10 protein-coding genes are annotated in these 14,236 nt (G+C 45.4%); 7 read left to right on the plus strand and 3 right to left on the minus strand.

Features of this window, described 5'->3' with window-relative positions; genetic code table 11:
* Positions 1-12 precede the first annotated feature (12 nt).
* Both ispE and BWI96_RS03175 read left to right on the plus strand, forming a co-directional pair.
* Positions 13-816, plus strand: a complete 804-nt coding sequence (ispE, locus tag BWI96_RS03170) for a 4-(cytidine 5'-diphospho)-2-C-methyl-D-erythritol kinase (RefSeq protein ID WP_106635355.1) — start codon at positions 13-15, stop codon at positions 814-816.
* A 64-nt stretch (positions 817-880) separates the two neighbouring features.
* Positions 881-1,528 carry a cytochrome c oxidase subunit 3 gene (locus BWI96_RS03175; RefSeq protein ID WP_232793554.1) on the plus strand — a complete coding sequence of 216 codons (648 nt, stop codon included), beginning with the start codon at positions 881-883 and terminating at the stop codon, positions 1,526-1,528.
* Between the two features lie 40 nt (positions 1,529-1,568).
* Here the strand turns inward: BWI96_RS03175 and BWI96_RS03180 are convergent, their stop codons facing one another.
* Positions 1,569-2,075 (minus strand): GNAT family N-acetyltransferase, encoded by a 507-nt coding sequence (locus BWI96_RS03180; protein WP_106635243.1) that lies wholly within the window; start codon positions 2,073-2,075, stop codon positions 1,569-1,571.
* A 126-nt stretch (positions 2,076-2,201) separates the two neighbouring features.
* Between BWI96_RS03180 and BWI96_RS03185 the strand changes: the two genes are divergently transcribed.
* The 3 genes from BWI96_RS03185 to BWI96_RS03195 all read left to right on the plus strand — a co-directional run bounded on the left by BWI96_RS03185 (position 2,202) and on the right by BWI96_RS03195 (position 8,884).
* Complete coding sequence (locus BWI96_RS03185) at positions 2,202-3,275, plus strand: alkene reductase (RefSeq protein ID WP_106635244.1); 1,074 nt, start codon at positions 2,202-2,204, stop codon at positions 3,273-3,275.
* Positions 3,276-4,062: 787 nt separating this feature from the next.
* The gene (locus BWI96_RS03190; protein ID WP_106635245.1) at positions 4,063-7,308 is read left to right on the plus strand and encodes a SusC/RagA family TonB-linked outer membrane protein; all 3,246 of its coding nucleotides are present in this window, start codon (positions 4,063-4,065) and stop codon (positions 7,306-7,308) included.
* 13 nt (positions 7,309-7,321) lie between these two features.
* Positions 7,322-8,884 (plus strand): SusD/RagB family nutrient-binding outer membrane lipoprotein, encoded by a 1,563-nt coding sequence (locus BWI96_RS03195; RefSeq protein ID WP_106635246.1) that lies wholly within the window; start codon positions 7,322-7,324, stop codon positions 8,882-8,884.
* Positions 8,885-9,241: 357 nt separating this feature from the next.
* On the opposite strand, the gene BWI96_RS03200 is transcribed toward BWI96_RS03195, so the two are convergent.
* Both BWI96_RS03200 and BWI96_RS03205 read right to left on the minus strand, forming a co-directional pair.
* Complete coding sequence (locus tag BWI96_RS03200; RefSeq protein ID WP_369804060.1) at positions 9,242-10,255, minus strand: Gfo/Idh/MocA family protein; 1,014 nt, start codon at positions 10,253-10,255, stop codon at positions 9,242-9,244.
* A gap of 159 nt (positions 10,256-10,414) precedes the next feature.
* Positions 10,415-10,708 carry a DUF952 domain-containing protein gene (locus tag BWI96_RS03205; protein ID WP_106635247.1) on the minus strand — a complete coding sequence of 98 codons (294 nt, stop codon included), beginning with the start codon at positions 10,706-10,708 and terminating at the stop codon, positions 10,415-10,417.
* 651 nt (positions 10,709-11,359) lie between these two features.
* Between BWI96_RS03205 and BWI96_RS21415 the strand changes: the two genes are divergently transcribed.
* Both BWI96_RS21415 and BWI96_RS03215 read left to right on the plus strand, forming a co-directional pair.
* Entirely contained in the window at positions 11,360-11,521 is a 162-nt protein-coding gene (locus tag BWI96_RS21415) for a hypothetical protein (protein ID WP_157830199.1), read from the plus strand.
* A 289-nt stretch (positions 11,522-11,810) separates the two neighbouring features.
* Positions 11,811-14,072 carry a bifunctional alpha,alpha-trehalose-phosphate synthase (UDP-forming)/trehalose-phosphatase gene (locus tag BWI96_RS03215; RefSeq protein ID WP_106635248.1) on the plus strand — a complete coding sequence of 754 codons (2,262 nt, stop codon included), beginning with the start codon at positions 11,811-11,813 and terminating at the stop codon, positions 14,070-14,072.
* The last annotated feature ends 164 nt before the right edge of the window (positions 14,073-14,236 follow it).

Raw genomic sequence — 14,236 nt, forward strand, 5'->3', positions numbered from 1 at the left:
ATCGTCTTTACCATGATTTCATTCCCAAACGCAAAAATTAATTTAGGCTTATACATCACCGAAAAACGGCCTGATCGGTTTCATAATCTGGAATCTGTATTCGTGCCCGTGGGCTGGACAGATGTATTGGAAATCCTTCCCGCAGAAGAAACCAGTTTTCGTAGTTCGGGCATTCCCATTCCCGGCGATGCTTCTACTAATCTGTGTCTGAAGGCCTACGAAAGCCTGAAAAAAGACTTTTCATTACCGCCCGTGTGGATTCATCTCCATAAAGTAGTGCCCATCGGAGCGGGTCTGGGAGGAGGTTCCTCGGATGCTGCCTTTACGCTTAAAATGTTGAATGAGCTTTTTGACTTAAAGCTTACAAATGATCAGCTAGAGGCTTATGCTCGCCCTTTAGGGAGCGATTGTGCCTTTTTTATTCGAAATGAAGCAAAATTCTGCTCTGGTAAAGGAGACGAATTCTCGGAAATCATGCTTAATTTAGCTGGAAAGTCAATTATTCTGATTTATCCGAATATTCATAGTTCAACGGCGGAAGCCTATGCCGGCATTACTCCAAAGGCAGCTCCAACCGACTGGCAAGAAGTTTTGCAACAATCCGTTGATACCTGGAAAGACGTGATTCATAATGATTTTGAAACGTCCTTATTTCCTTTATATCCAACCTTGGAACAACTTAAGCAACAGCTTTACGAAGCGGGGGCTAGCTATGCAAGTATGTCTGGATCAGGTTCAACGGTATTCGGTATTTTTGACAATGATATTCCAGACGGTCTGGGAATGGGTTATACCTGCTGGAAAGGAAAGTTGTAAGACATTACCACTGAATGATTCTTTATTTTTCAAGAGGGAATTTGCATAAAACCGCCAGCTGCCCATGAAAGACGAGAAAAAACAACTAAAAGCCAAAGACGGTAAACGTTCAAATGATTCGATGAACTGGCTTACCAAACGAAGAGAACCCATGGGATTTATGCTCCGTCTGTCAATGATGGGGAGCGTACTATTCTTTCTCTTTATTATTATTGCCTATATGCTTCGCCGTCATGGCGACGAACAGTGGAGCGAGGTAACCTTGCCTCGTATTTTCTGGTTTTCAACCACCGTTATATTAACCAGTAGCCTGACTTTACATTCGGCGGTGAAAGCTTTCCAGAAAGAACATTTTCTCAATTACCGAATTATGCTCGGGCTGACGCTGGCTTTGGGAATCGCATTTGTCGTTTTTCAGATCATTGGCTGGCGACAAATGTTCGTTCGGAATACGTCGATTCAGGATAATGTAGCAGAGGGATTTATTTATATTATCTCTGGTTTACACGTATTACACATTCTGGGTGGATTGTTTTTTATGCTTCGTAATTTCATACAGGCCATTCGTAACCACAAGTATCTGGATTCTTACGTGTATAGCGTTAATCCTCCCAATCAGTTAAAAATCCGGCTGATGACTTACTACTGGCATTTTGTCGATGTCCTCTGGATTTTGCTGTTTGCTTTTATGGTTTATAATCACCGACGATAATAGAAAAGGTCCGCTTCCCAAAGCGGACCTTTTTCATAAATCAGGGTCTTAAAAGGGCATAGATATGTTCATCACACACCTTTTTATTTTTGATAACTGCTTGCTTTAAGATGGCTTCTTTCTGAAAGCCTGCTTTTTCCAGCACTCGCATGGAAGGTTCGTTATAAGCCAGCACGCCAGCCCATAACCGACGAGCGTCGGGAGCAATAATCCATACCTGTTCGATCCATTGTTGTAACGCCTGGGTCATGATTCCTTTTCCCCAGAAAGGCTCGCCGAGCCAGTACCCCACCTCTACGCTAATGCGGTGAATGTCATTACCCACCGCCGCTCCGATACAACCCGCCAGTTTTCCATTGACAACGATGGCCTGATTGGTGTGAGGCTTTTTCTTGCTGGTAGCAAATTCAATCCAGGCACGGGCGTCGTCGAGGGTATAGGGAGAAGGAAAGATATCCCGAACATTTTTAAAAATACGGGGATTATCCGCCAGTTTAGCCAATTGTACTTCATCTTCAGCAAGAAAAGATCGGATACAAACATCCATAAACTTAGATTCAAAAAGTAGAGCTTATATAGTGGATAGTAACTCATGCGATTTAGAAAAGATCAGGCATTTCCCGAGTAGCTGGCTTAACTTTTTTTTGAGAAAAGTAATCTAGAACTCATCCATATGCCCGAATCGCAACTCTTTTCTACAGCTCAGTTAGGAGCAATTGAACTTTCCAACCGAATCGTGATGTCACCTATGACGCGTAGTCGGGCAACGGTTGACCATGTCCCGACGGAAGCGATGGCCGTCTATTATGCTCAGCGAGCTTCGGCAGGATTAATCATTACAGAAGGAACGGGTCCTTCGATCAACGGAACCGGTTATGCCAGAATTCCGGGGATTTGGAATGAAGAGCAAATTCTGGCCTGGCGAACGGTTACGGAAGCAGTACACGACCGGGATGGTAAGATCTTCCTTCAGCTCATGCACACGGGTCGGGCTTCGCACGCCCTGAACATGCCGGAAGGTGGATTGATTGTAGCCCCTTCGGCGATTCAGGCAAAAGGGAGTATTCAAACCGACCAGGAAGGATTACAGGCGTTTGCGGTCCCCAACGAAATGACGGAAGGGGAAATTCAGGATGCCATTAAAGAATTTGTACAGGCGGCCACTAATGCCATTACCGCTGGTTTTGACGGTGTCGAATTGCACGGAGCCAACGGGTATCTGATTGAGGAATTCATCCGTCCCAGCAGTAATAAACGAACAGATGCGTACGGGGGAAGTACGGAAAATTACGCTCGTTTTTTACTGGAAGTAGCGAAAGAAATAGCGGAGGTTATTGGCAAAGATCGGTTAGGAGTAAAGTTATCGCCTTATGGGGAAGGAAATGACATGCCTTACGACCAGTCTTATGACGAGATCTATAAATACCTGGCTGACCAGTTAACGGAACACGTTACGTACGTTCATCTCATTAGTAAAGGAGAAGAAACACAGGCCTTAGAAAGCTATTTTCGTCAGCACTTCAACGGAACCCTGATTCTTAACGGAGGGTATACCAAAGAAAAGGCGGAAGAGGATATAGCGAAAAACAACGCCGACCTGATTTCCTTTGGGCAGTTATTCATCGCCAATCCTGATTTACCGGAACGTTTCCTTCAAAATGCTCCGCTAGCTGAGGCTGATCCGACTACTTTTTACACCCCCGGTGAAAAAGGCTATACCGATTACCCCAAGATGGACGAGGAGTAATAATTGATCAAATGAATTGACAATAGGAATCATGCCGATTTTTGCTTAAGTCTGCTTAGACCGCTAGCCCTATTTTTCGTTCATTTTAGTCTTTTCAGCCAGAGAATACCTCCAAACTTAGGGGAGTATCTTAACTACTAAGTTCAGGAGGTATTCTCGTTTGATAAGCCTTCCTGAAATTCGAAATGACGCTTGGTTTTTTCCTAATCTACACTGGAAATGCAAGCTAGTAAGTCCATTTGCCAACCCGGATTGTAAAGAATTCTGGGCTTGTGCATGTATAAAATCTGCTGGAAAGAAATGGTCGATAGCTTTCCCACAGTCGCTCTGGTCGAGTGACTACCTAACTATAGGCCTCTGGTCGGTAGGGTAGGGTTCGAAATAGTAGAAGGTCAGAGAACAACTTTTCCCAACCCAAACAGACTTGTTAATAGCGGACAGAGGCCTACCAGACTACCTCTTACTCAGCTCTAGCCGAGCAACGGCGAGGGAATCTTATGATGTAGTAAACGCCGTTTAACCCGAAATTTTGGTTTTGAAAGGGTAGAGGTGCGACTTTATCGCGTCTGCCTCTTCCCGCCATGGCTGGTATCCCACCAACCACGGTTTGCGTATAAATAGGCTTTTTATACGGTTGTCAATCCTACGCTAACTATTTATTGTTTTGATTACATATTCTTAATGATTGGCTACTTATCGTAATAGATCGTTCATACTTTCTTCAATTTCAGCTAAAAGTTGATGCAGAACTTTGTGGGGCAAATTATAGCTCCAAACAACTTCCCTCATGCAACATCTTTTATTTAAGCCCCAGCGATCATTGGGTTTTTTATCCCTTCTGATTGCTTTGTGGTTTGGTCTTTCGTTGCCTACGCAGGCTCAGGATCTAACCATCACCGGAACCGTAATCAGTAAAGACGATCAGAAACCTCTGGTTGGCGTAGCGGTACGAGTTAAAAATTACAATAAAGGAACCACTACCAATTCGGATGGTACCTACCGACTGTCCGTTCCTGCCGAAAGTAAAACCCTTATTTTCACCTTCGTAGGCTACACTACGCAGGAAGAAACGATTGGTAATCGTACGCAGATTGATGTTACGCTGGCCAATGATGAACGATTGCTAGAAGAAGTAGTCGTAACTTCCTTAGGGATTACTAAAGCCAAGCGGGATATTGCTTACGCGACTCAATCCATCAAAGCACAGGATCTGGTAAAAGCTCGTGAGCCCAACCCGGTCAATGCTTTAGTTGGAAAAATAGCAGGTCTGAACATTGGGGCTAGTGCTGAACTGCTGCGTGCACCACAGGTATTGCTTCGTGGAGGTCGCCCTTTGTTTGTCGTAGATGGAGTACCCATTATATCAGATACTTACAACATCAATCCTGACGACATTGAAACGTACGATGTCATCAAAGGGCCCTCAGGCTCGGCTCTGTATGGTTCTCGGGCTACCAATGGGGTTATTATTATTACGACGAAAAAAGGTTCGAAAGATAAACGTGGTTTTTCTGTAGAAGTCAATTCCAGTACTATGGTGGAAAATGGCTTTCTGGCCATTCCCAAAGTACAGGATGAATACGGCCCCGGTAACAAAGGTACGTACTCGTTCGTAGACGGACGTGGTGGTGGAATCAACGACGGTGACTACGATGTATGGGGACCGAAGTTTGAAGGTCAACTGATTGCTCAATACGACAGCCCTATCGATCCTAAAACGGGTCAGCGGATTCCTACTCCCTGGATTGCTCGCGGTAAAGATAATCTGAAGCGTTTCTTACGTCCCGGAATATTATCTACTAATAGCGTTGCGGTTTCTGCTACTTCCGGAAAAAGTAACCTGCGTTTCGGCATTACCAATCAGTATCAGCAGGGAATGGTACCTAACACTGAACTGAACAGTACTACCTTCAGTGCTACGCTGGGGCAGCAGATTTCAGATCGTGTACGTTTTGAATCGAATTTCAATTTCAGCCGTCAGGCTTCTGCCAACTATCCTGATGTAAACTATGGGCCTAACTCTCTGATTTATAATACGGTTATTTGGGCCGGAGCTGATTGGAGCGTAGACGACATGAAGCAAATCTGGCAACCGGGCAAAGAAGGTATTCAGCAGATTTACGCCGAATACCAACGCTATAACAACCCCTGGTTTGTTTCGAAAGAATGGTTGCGGGGTCATTACAACAATACGTACAATGGCTACGCTTTGATGAAATTCGATATTCTCAAAAATCTGGAACTCCAAGCTCGTACACAGGTAACGGGTTACGAACTGTTCCGAAATGAGAAAATGCCTTATTCGGCCACTACCTATGGTCGCGAACAGGCGAAAGGTGACTACCGCGAAGACCGTCGTTCACTTTTGGAGAATAATACCGATGTCCTGTTAAATTATAACAAGACGTTTGCTCACGACATCAGCGTTCGGGCTGTGGGTGGTTTTTCAGGTCGGTTTTTCAAGTACAACGGAAACTATGCCTCAACGGATTATCTAAGTGTTCCTGGGGTGTATAGCTTCGACAACTCGCTTAACCCCACTCGAGCCTATAGCTTCAATTCCAGTATGCAGGTATTAAGTGGTTTGTATAGCTTAGATGTAAGCTTAAGCCGCTATGCTACGCTTTCGACGACGGGTCGCTGGGATAAAAACTCCACTTTACCTGCGGACCGAAACGTTTATTTTTATCCATCTGCTGGGGTAAGTTCGGTAGTATCTGACTTTGTTCAGATGCCTACTGCGGTTTCATTTGTGAAGCTACGTGCTTCGTATGCTAACGTGAAAGAAGCCTTTACCCAACAAAATGTATACACGGCGTATGCTCCGCTGGGCGGAAGCAACCCCATGGGATACGGTCAGACATTTGCCTCTCCTTACGACGGTCCTTCTTACGGAACTACAGTAGCTTATGCTATTAGCCGTCCGTATAATAATGAAGCTGCGGCTGATTACTCCGACGCTCTGGTGGATCCCAATTTGAAGCCTTCCTCGCGGACAAGCTTTGAAACAGGGCTGGATATTCGTTTCCTCAAAAACCGGATTGGTTTGGACGTTGCTTACTTCAGTTACCTGGATGGTCCCCGAATTTTTGGCCTGACTTTACCGGAAGCTACGGGTTATAATTCGCTAACAACGAATGGTATTAAATCGCAAAAACGCGGTCTGGAGATAGCCCTGACGGGTACGGCTTTGAAAAGTGCTCGTGGTTTGAACTGGGATGTCACGCTGAACTGGAGCACGTTCCAGGAGTATCTGCGGGAGATTTATGGTTCACAAACCCGACTAAGCCAGTTCTACAAAGTAGGTGACCGTCTGGATGCTTATTACGGCAGAGCGTTTGCCCGTACTCGTGATGGACAAATTATTAATGATGCCAGTGGTCGGCCGATCTATAACCCTGTAAGTCAGTTTCTTGGATACACGAATGCAAACTTCGCTTTTGGTTTCATCAATAAGTTTAACTACCGCAATTTCTTCCTGAATGTTCAGGTTGATGGCCGCGTAGGAGGTGTTATCGAAGATTATATCCAGAAACAAACGTTCCGCGGAGGTCGGCACATTGCCACGGTAGAAGGTAAAATGGGCGAAGCCCGCTATCAAGATTACAAAGGCGTAGCCTCCTGGGTGGGTCCCGGTGTAGTACTGACTAAAGGCTCGATTCAATATGACGTGGATGGCAATATCACTAATTACGATGCTTTGTCATTCAGCCCTATGTCAGACGCTAACAAAACTTACCTTCAGGATTGGATCAGTAGATATTATAACTCCAACGAAGCCAACATGATTAGCCGAAGCTTTGTCAAGTTACGCGAAGTGACCTTTGGTTATCAGGTACCAGAGCGTTTGTTGCAGGGACGTATGGGCTTTGTGAAGTCTGCCAGTATTTCCTTCGTCGGACGGAATCTGTTGTACTGGGCCGAGAAGAAAGACTTGGATGTAGAGCAATTTGTAAGCTACAGTGACCGGGGGTCAAGCCTGCAAACGCCTACGACACGTCGGTACGGGGTAAACATCAATCTGATTTTTTAATCATTAGCTACCAATGAAAAAGATACTTTATAGTCTGGCACTGCTGATCAGCTTGGGAAGCTGCCAGAAATTCGAAGAACTCGAGAAAAACCCCAACCTGCCCGTGCAGGTACCCGCCGATCTGGTACTGAAAAATGTATTGATGGACATGTATGAAGGGACCTGGAATAAGGATTCCCGCTACAACCAGTATTACACGGTCAATTACAACTACTACGGCAATAACGAATACGATTGGACTACGGCTTCGCTTCGTTACACAACGTTGAAGAACGTAGTGAAAATGGAAGAAGAAGCTAAGAAAAATCTGAACACCGACACGAATGCATATGCAGCGTTGGGTAAGTTTTTCCGGGCCTACTTCTGGTTCTGGATGACCGAACGCGTAGGAGATGTACCTTTAAAAGACGCTCTGAAAGGCGAGGCTAACATTACACCCCGCTACGATACTCAGAAAGAGGTTCTGTTGCAAGTTTTGACCTGGCTGGATGAAGCCAATGCTGATCTGGCAAGCTTGCAGGCGGCGGGGCAAATGACGTTACCGCTCAAAGGAGACATTTATTTAAATAATAGTTTGAACGCCTGGCAGAAGACCGTTAATTCGTTTAAACTTCGGGTGTTGATTAACCTGAGTAAACGTACCGACGATGCCGATTTAAAAGTAGTAAGCCGTTTTGCAGAAGTCATCAATAACCCAACCAAGTTTCCGTTGTTTAGCAGCAATGCCGACAATCTGCAATTCATTTACAATGCGGTTTATAATAAATACCCCACTAATCCAGATAATTTCGGTAATGACGCAACCCGTCAGGAAATGTCGGCGACACACGTGGATTTGCTTAAACGTTTCCAGGATCCTCGCTTATTCGTAACCGCCGAACCTGCTGAGGCCCAACTGAAAAAAGGGATAGCAGCGACAGATTTCAATGCTTACGTAGCCCCAAGTCCGGGGTTAAGTCTGGATTTGATGTCAACGGGAGCCAACAATGGAGAATATTCATTTTTGAATCGAAATCGGTATTACAAAAGCTACACGGCTGAACCTACGGTCATTTTAGGTTATTCTGAGCAGTCCTTTACGATTGCCGAGGCCATTAATTTAGGCTGGGTAGCAGGCAATGCCGACGATTATTACAAAAAAGGAATTATGGCTAACATGGATTTCTTTGGTATTAAATCCGGTACCAACACAGTAGTGTTCGAAATCAAGAACAATGGAATTCCTACGTCGCAATCCTTCACAATCACGTTCGATCCAACTACGTATATGAACCAATCGTTGGTTAAATACGCCGGAAATAATGCCGACGGACGTAAGCAAATCCTTAGTCAGAAATACCTGGCGATGTTCATGACTTCAGGAATGGAGCCTTTCTTTAATTGGCGACGGACGGGCTACCCCGATACCTTTGCTACTTCGGGAGCTGGCATCGGTTCGCGTTCCATTCCCCGTCGCTGGCAATATCCAGTATCGGATCGTCTGTATAACGAAACTAATTACAAAGAAGCCTTGAATCGTCAGTTTGGTTCTGCCACTCGAGATCAAGTAGAAGATGAACTTTGGATGCTGAAGTAACCTCTAGCAAGAAACCAGAGCCTGTCCTGATTGGGGCAGGCTCTTTTCTTTTGAAGACATATACGTGAAAGCTATTGAGCAAATAATTTGCTTGAAGCACTTTTTACCCCACCAATGAATATTCTGGCATCTGGATTGAAACACTTCTTAACTAGGTCGGAAGTAAAACGAAATGCCCTTAAGGGACATGTAAACGGGCGTTAATCAAGCTCTTGTAGGCCAAGAGTAAGAACGCGATTGCTATTAAAAAAGGTAAGCAACACCAGAAAGCCCTCGTGTTGCTTACCTAAATCTAAATTGCTCTCAGTTTTATTTTTCAAAGATTCGGAATAACCCAGCACTCGAAACACCAAACGATTACTGAGCCATTAAGCTAGCCTGATGAGCCATTTCCAGCGAACGTAAGCCATTTTCTTCGGTACTTCTGCGTTTGTCTATGCGGCCCCGGAGGTAATCAGATTGTTCCGTGAAAAAGTTACGTAATAACTCACCGTATAAATGCTGCTTATCGGTTTCGTGACCGAAGTGTAATTCAATCTTCTGAAAGGCTTCAAAATCCTGATGCCGTCCGCGTTGCTTACGGTCTGGCCCACCATAGACCGCTGAAATGTCAAAACCTGCTCCCGGAAAAATGTCCAGTAGTTGTTGCATCTGTTCTTCATTCACAATACCCCGAAGCTTCAATCGCGTCGGCACCCATTCCTCCAGGGTAATGTCACCATGCTCAAAGACAATCCGTAACTCCTGTCGATCCAATCGACCGGGTTGCGTGAAGCCGTGGTAAAAGTTAACGAGTACGTCATTTTCATAACGAACGGTCGCCTGTACCTGTTCTTCCAGTCCACTGCCCGGACGCAACACCCGTTGAGCTCCCACTACATGGCCCGAACCTAGCCAGTATTCGAATAAATCGAAGAAATGAACCCCGTGTTCAATAAAAATACCTCCGCTGATTTCCCGATTCCAGAACCAGTGCGAAGGGCTTAATCCTTCATCGCTGGCGTAGTTTTCAAAGTAACCGTGAAGGGGTTTACCCAGTAAATTTCGCTTAATGATTTGCTGCACCCGGCCAATCATGGGATTATACCGTTGCATAAGATTAGTAATTACCAATAAGCCCTTTTCTTGGGCAAGGGCCAACATTTCTCTTCCCTGATCAGGTGTTAATGCCAGTGGCTTTTCACAAATCACGTGTTTGCCATGATTCAGGCATAATAAAGCCTGCTGGTAATGCAGGGAAGGTGGCGTAGCCAAATATACGACATCGATGTCATCCCGGCTAGCAAGCTCTTCCGGCGTTTCGAGGATATCTGCTTTGAATCGGCGAGCGGCCTGCTGGGACTGTTCACGAAAGGTTCCGGCAATAGCAATAAGCTGAGTATCTGGAACCTGTAAAAATGTTGAGTAGCGAAGAGGCCGAAACCGCCCATGCCGATAACGCCGAGCCGGAGGGTCTCATAGGGAAGGGAAAGCATGTATTGTCAAGATTGTTGATGGGTAAACTTCGAAAAAAGCCGTACCCATCAACCTTTACACCAATTCTTCGATGGATACAATGGCATCCCGATTGAGCGGGCCATAGAGGTGCGGGAAAAGCTCGCCGCCAGTAGAGGGCTCAAATTTTAACAGAGCTTTAAAGCGGGTTTCGTCCAGGTGTAGCAGCAGTAAGGGACGTACGTTTGGGTAGTAGCGTTCCAGTACACCAGCGACTTGCGACTGAGTACTCAAATGAATAAATCCTTCTTCAGAGAAAGTCTCGGGGGTATAAGCTTCCTGAATTTCGTGCGATTGCCAGTAATCTGGCTTAACAATGTGATAGAGCATGGTGGGAGTTTTGAGCGGCCGCCGCTGCGGTTTTGGGTTTTGGGTTTTGGGTTTTGGGTTTTGGGTTTTGGGTTTTGGGTTTGGGTTTTGGGTTTGGGTTTGGTAAAGAAGAACAACTAAGTAAGGGAGGAGATGAATGGAAGACAATAACCCGGAGGGGTTGAATATGGATAGCCCCGGGTAAAACCCGGGGTTACTTATGGGATTACTTAATGGATGGACTCCGTCTGGATGGACTCTAACAGGTACTTCAACGGAATTTCTCCCGCCCTGGCTGGTGTCTTCACCAGCCATTACTACAAAGCATAGAGGTTGGTGAGGACACCAACCAGGGCGGAGTTTTTGAGTTTACAATTCCCAATAACAGGCGATCATTCACGTAGAGACGCGATGAAGTTGCATCTGGGTAAAAGGCGGTAGGGATTATAAATCCCTTACAGAGGGCTTTCGGATTACAAATCCGAAAAGAGCGTCGGATGTTTTGAAATAGAAGATACAACCCAGGGTTTTATGTCATATACCAAGAACTTGCATGACAACTCAACACGCAAAAACCTTCAAAACTTCACAGTTAAGTACTTTTTAAGGATTCATTAAGGTGAGGCTAAGGCTTGGGACGTAGATTTGTTAATAGCACCAAACCAGTACACCATGATAGTTGAACCGATTCATGTATTAGCCTGGTCTAGGCTTCGCCGTCGTAAAATACGCCATTTACGTCTGCTTCCCACTTCTGAAAGCTCGCCCTTATTAGGCGTTATTACCTTAGTAGCAGGTATCCTGTATCTGCTGATTATGGAAGGAATAGCTTGATAGTTTCTTCTTCGCTCCAGATTAGAAATGCCTAATCTGAATGAATTAGCCTGGCTAAGATGCATGCCAGAGCATTTAATAAATAATCTTGTCAACCGGGTGGAACGACATTCTTGAAGGATGTATGGAATGACTCGATTAGACAGGTTATCTCATATAACTAACTCTTTAAAAGGATACAACCATACCTTTAAAAATTAGGAAAGTATTCCTCATTTTTTCCCAATATGCCTGCGGAGTGGGCATTAAATGGTCGTGTAGCCTTGGAACTCAATCCGCATTTGAAAATATGAAACGACTTATCATTGTATCGAATAGGCTACCTATTCAACTCCTGCGTCAGGAATCCGGTGTGCAGTTACTGGAAAGTGCAGGAGGACTCGCCACCGCCCTGAAAAGTTATTTACAAGCTCAGGATCGGTCTTCCTTCAATCCTGAAGAAGTAATATGGGTAGGAAACGCCGATTTTTCTCCAGAGTTATGGGAAGAATTCAACGAGACGAAGCAGTCGACAGGTACATTTAAAATTGCTCCTCTCTGGCTGGATAATGAAGTAAACGATGGCTTCTATAATGGTCTGTCCAATTCAACGATCTGGCCTTTATTTCATTACTTCCCAACCTTTGCGACCTATAAAGATTCTGATTGGCAGGCTTACCAACAAGCCAATGAAGTTTTCGCCGATCGTTTAGCTGAACTCTATCAACCTGGTGACGTTCTATGGATTCACGACTACCACTTGATGTTATTACCTAAATTAGTTCGGAGCCGTCGTCCCGATGCAACCATAGGATTTTTTCTGCATATCCCTTTTCCGTCCTTCGAGATTTATCGGATGTTACCCGGCCCCTGGCGGGAAGGATTACTGAATGGGATGCTCGGCTCGGATTTAATCGGTTTTCACACGAACGATTACGTACAGCATTTCGAAAAATCAGTACACCGGCTTATTGGTAACGAAAGTAAGCTGCGTTCCATTCAGGTAGGAAACCGTCCGGTAAAGGTAGATCTCTTTCCCATTAGTATTGACTACGAACGATTTAACTCGGCTTATACGCTCCCTGAGGTAGTAGAAGAACGTAACAAGATTCGAGAGCAATTGCAGGACAATAAGCTCCTCTTTTCCGTAGATCGTCTGGATTACACCAAAGGCGTGCTGAACCGATTACAAGGGTACGAAAAATTCCTGGAGAGACACCCTGAATGGCACGGACGCATCTCTTTTGTCATGGTGGTCGTTCCTTCACGGAGTGAAATTTCTTCGTACGGAGAACGGAAACAGATGATCGAGGAAAACACGGGCCGTATCAACGGACGTTTTGCCACGATGAGCTGGCAACCCGTTGTTTATCAGTATCGTAGTCTTTCCTTTGAGCAATTATGTGCCTACTATACCGCTTGCGATGTGGCTTTAATTACCCCCATTCGGGATGGTATGAATCTGGTTGCAAAAGAGTTTGTAGCCACACGTCAGGACGAGCAGGGTGTATTGATTCTCAGTGAAGTAGCCGGAGCGGCGGCAGAGCTGGGAGAAGCCTTGCTTATCAATCCAACGGATCGTGAAGGCATGGCTCAGGCCATTGAAAGGGCTTTATCTATGTCCCCGCAAAACCAGAGCGAACGTATGCGTCTGATGCAGACCCGAATTCGGGAATATGACGTGGTCCAATGGGCAGATGACTTTTTAACTCAACTATTCAACGCGAAATCGCAGCAACATCAATGGGAGGTTAGAATATTAAATGTTGCCCTGCGAAAACAAATTATGGAAAAGTACCAAAACGCTCAGAAGCGACTTTTACTCCTTGATTATGACGGAACGCTCGTTCCATTTGCTAAATTCCCGGAACTGGCCCGTCCAAGCGAGCGGGTAGTGGAGTTGCTGAATGAACTGGCTGCCGTACCCCAAAATCAGGTGGTGATCATTAGTGGCCGGGATAAAAAAACACTGGAAAACTGGTTTGGATCATTGGCGATTCAACTTGTGGCCGAACACGGAGCAGCCGTTCGGCAACCGGACGGAATCTGGCAGGAGAATCCTGACGCTTTTCACCCCGAGTGGCGAGCTAATATCCAGCAGGCTATGAATCTGGCGGTACAGCGGTGTCCAGGTACTTTTGTTGAAGAAAAAACGCATTCGCTGGCCTGGCATTATCGCAATACGGCCGATGATTTAGGCTTTGCCCGTTCTCGTGATCTGATTGACACGCTTCATGGATTAACGGGGCACCAGTTACAGGTAATCGACGGAAATAAAGTGGTAGAAGTACGGGTAGCAGGGGTGGATAAAGGCAGTGTAGCCAGCCGCATCGCATCCGAAAGTAATTATGATTTCATCATGGCCATTGGCGATGATCGTACCGATGAAGATATGTTCCGGGCCTTATCGGATCGGGCTTTGACGATAAAAGTAGGGCAGCAAAAGACGCTGGCCCGCTACAGCCTGCCCGATACCGGAGCGGTGTTGTCATTCCTGCAACGTTTTACAGGAATGGAAAACAACGGCGAGAATATTGATCTCACACCCAATACTGAATTAACTTCTGCCTAGCCTAAACTAGTACATTTTTGAGAAGGGGAAAAGTCATACTTTCCCCTTTTTTGATACCCTTATTAATCATAGTTTAAGCGTTAAGCAGGCGGTAATACTTCTATCAGAAATAATACCCTTCGTCGCTTTTTCCGGCGGAAGTTGGATTTATTCGGGTCCATTTC

The sequence above is a fragment of the Siphonobacter sp. SORGH_AS_0500 genome, assembly GCF_002838835.1.
Lineage (GTDB): Bacteria > Bacteroidota > Bacteroidia > Cytophagales > Spirosomataceae > Siphonobacter.

Coding starts and splice junctions, on each gene's coding strand:
- ispE (WP_106635355.1), top strand. CDS start 13: ATGATTTCATTCCCAAACGCAAAAATTAATTTAGGCTTATACATCACC.
- BWI96_RS03175 (WP_232793554.1), top strand. CDS start 881: ATGAAAGACGAGAAAAAACAACTAAAAGCCAAAGACGGTAAACGTTCA.
- BWI96_RS03180 (WP_106635243.1), bottom strand. CDS start 2,075: ATGGATGTTTGTATCCGATCTTTTCTTGCTGAAGATGAAGTACAATTG.
- BWI96_RS03185 (WP_106635244.1), top strand. CDS start 2,202: ATGCCCGAATCGCAACTCTTTTCTACAGCTCAGTTAGGAGCAATTGAA.
- BWI96_RS03190 (WP_106635245.1), top strand. CDS start 4,063: ATGCAACATCTTTTATTTAAGCCCCAGCGATCATTGGGTTTTTTATCC.
- BWI96_RS03195 (WP_106635246.1), top strand. CDS start 7,322: ATGAAAAAGATACTTTATAGTCTGGCACTGCTGATCAGCTTGGGAAGC.
- BWI96_RS03205 (WP_106635247.1), bottom strand. CDS start 10,708: ATGCTCTATCACATTGTTAAGCCAGATTACTGGCAATCGCACGAAATT.
- BWI96_RS21415 (WP_157830199.1), top strand. CDS start 11,360: ATGATAGTTGAACCGATTCATGTATTAGCCTGGTCTAGGCTTCGCCGT.
- BWI96_RS03215 (WP_106635248.1), top strand. CDS start 11,811: ATGAAACGACTTATCATTGTATCGAATAGGCTACCTATTCAACTCCTG.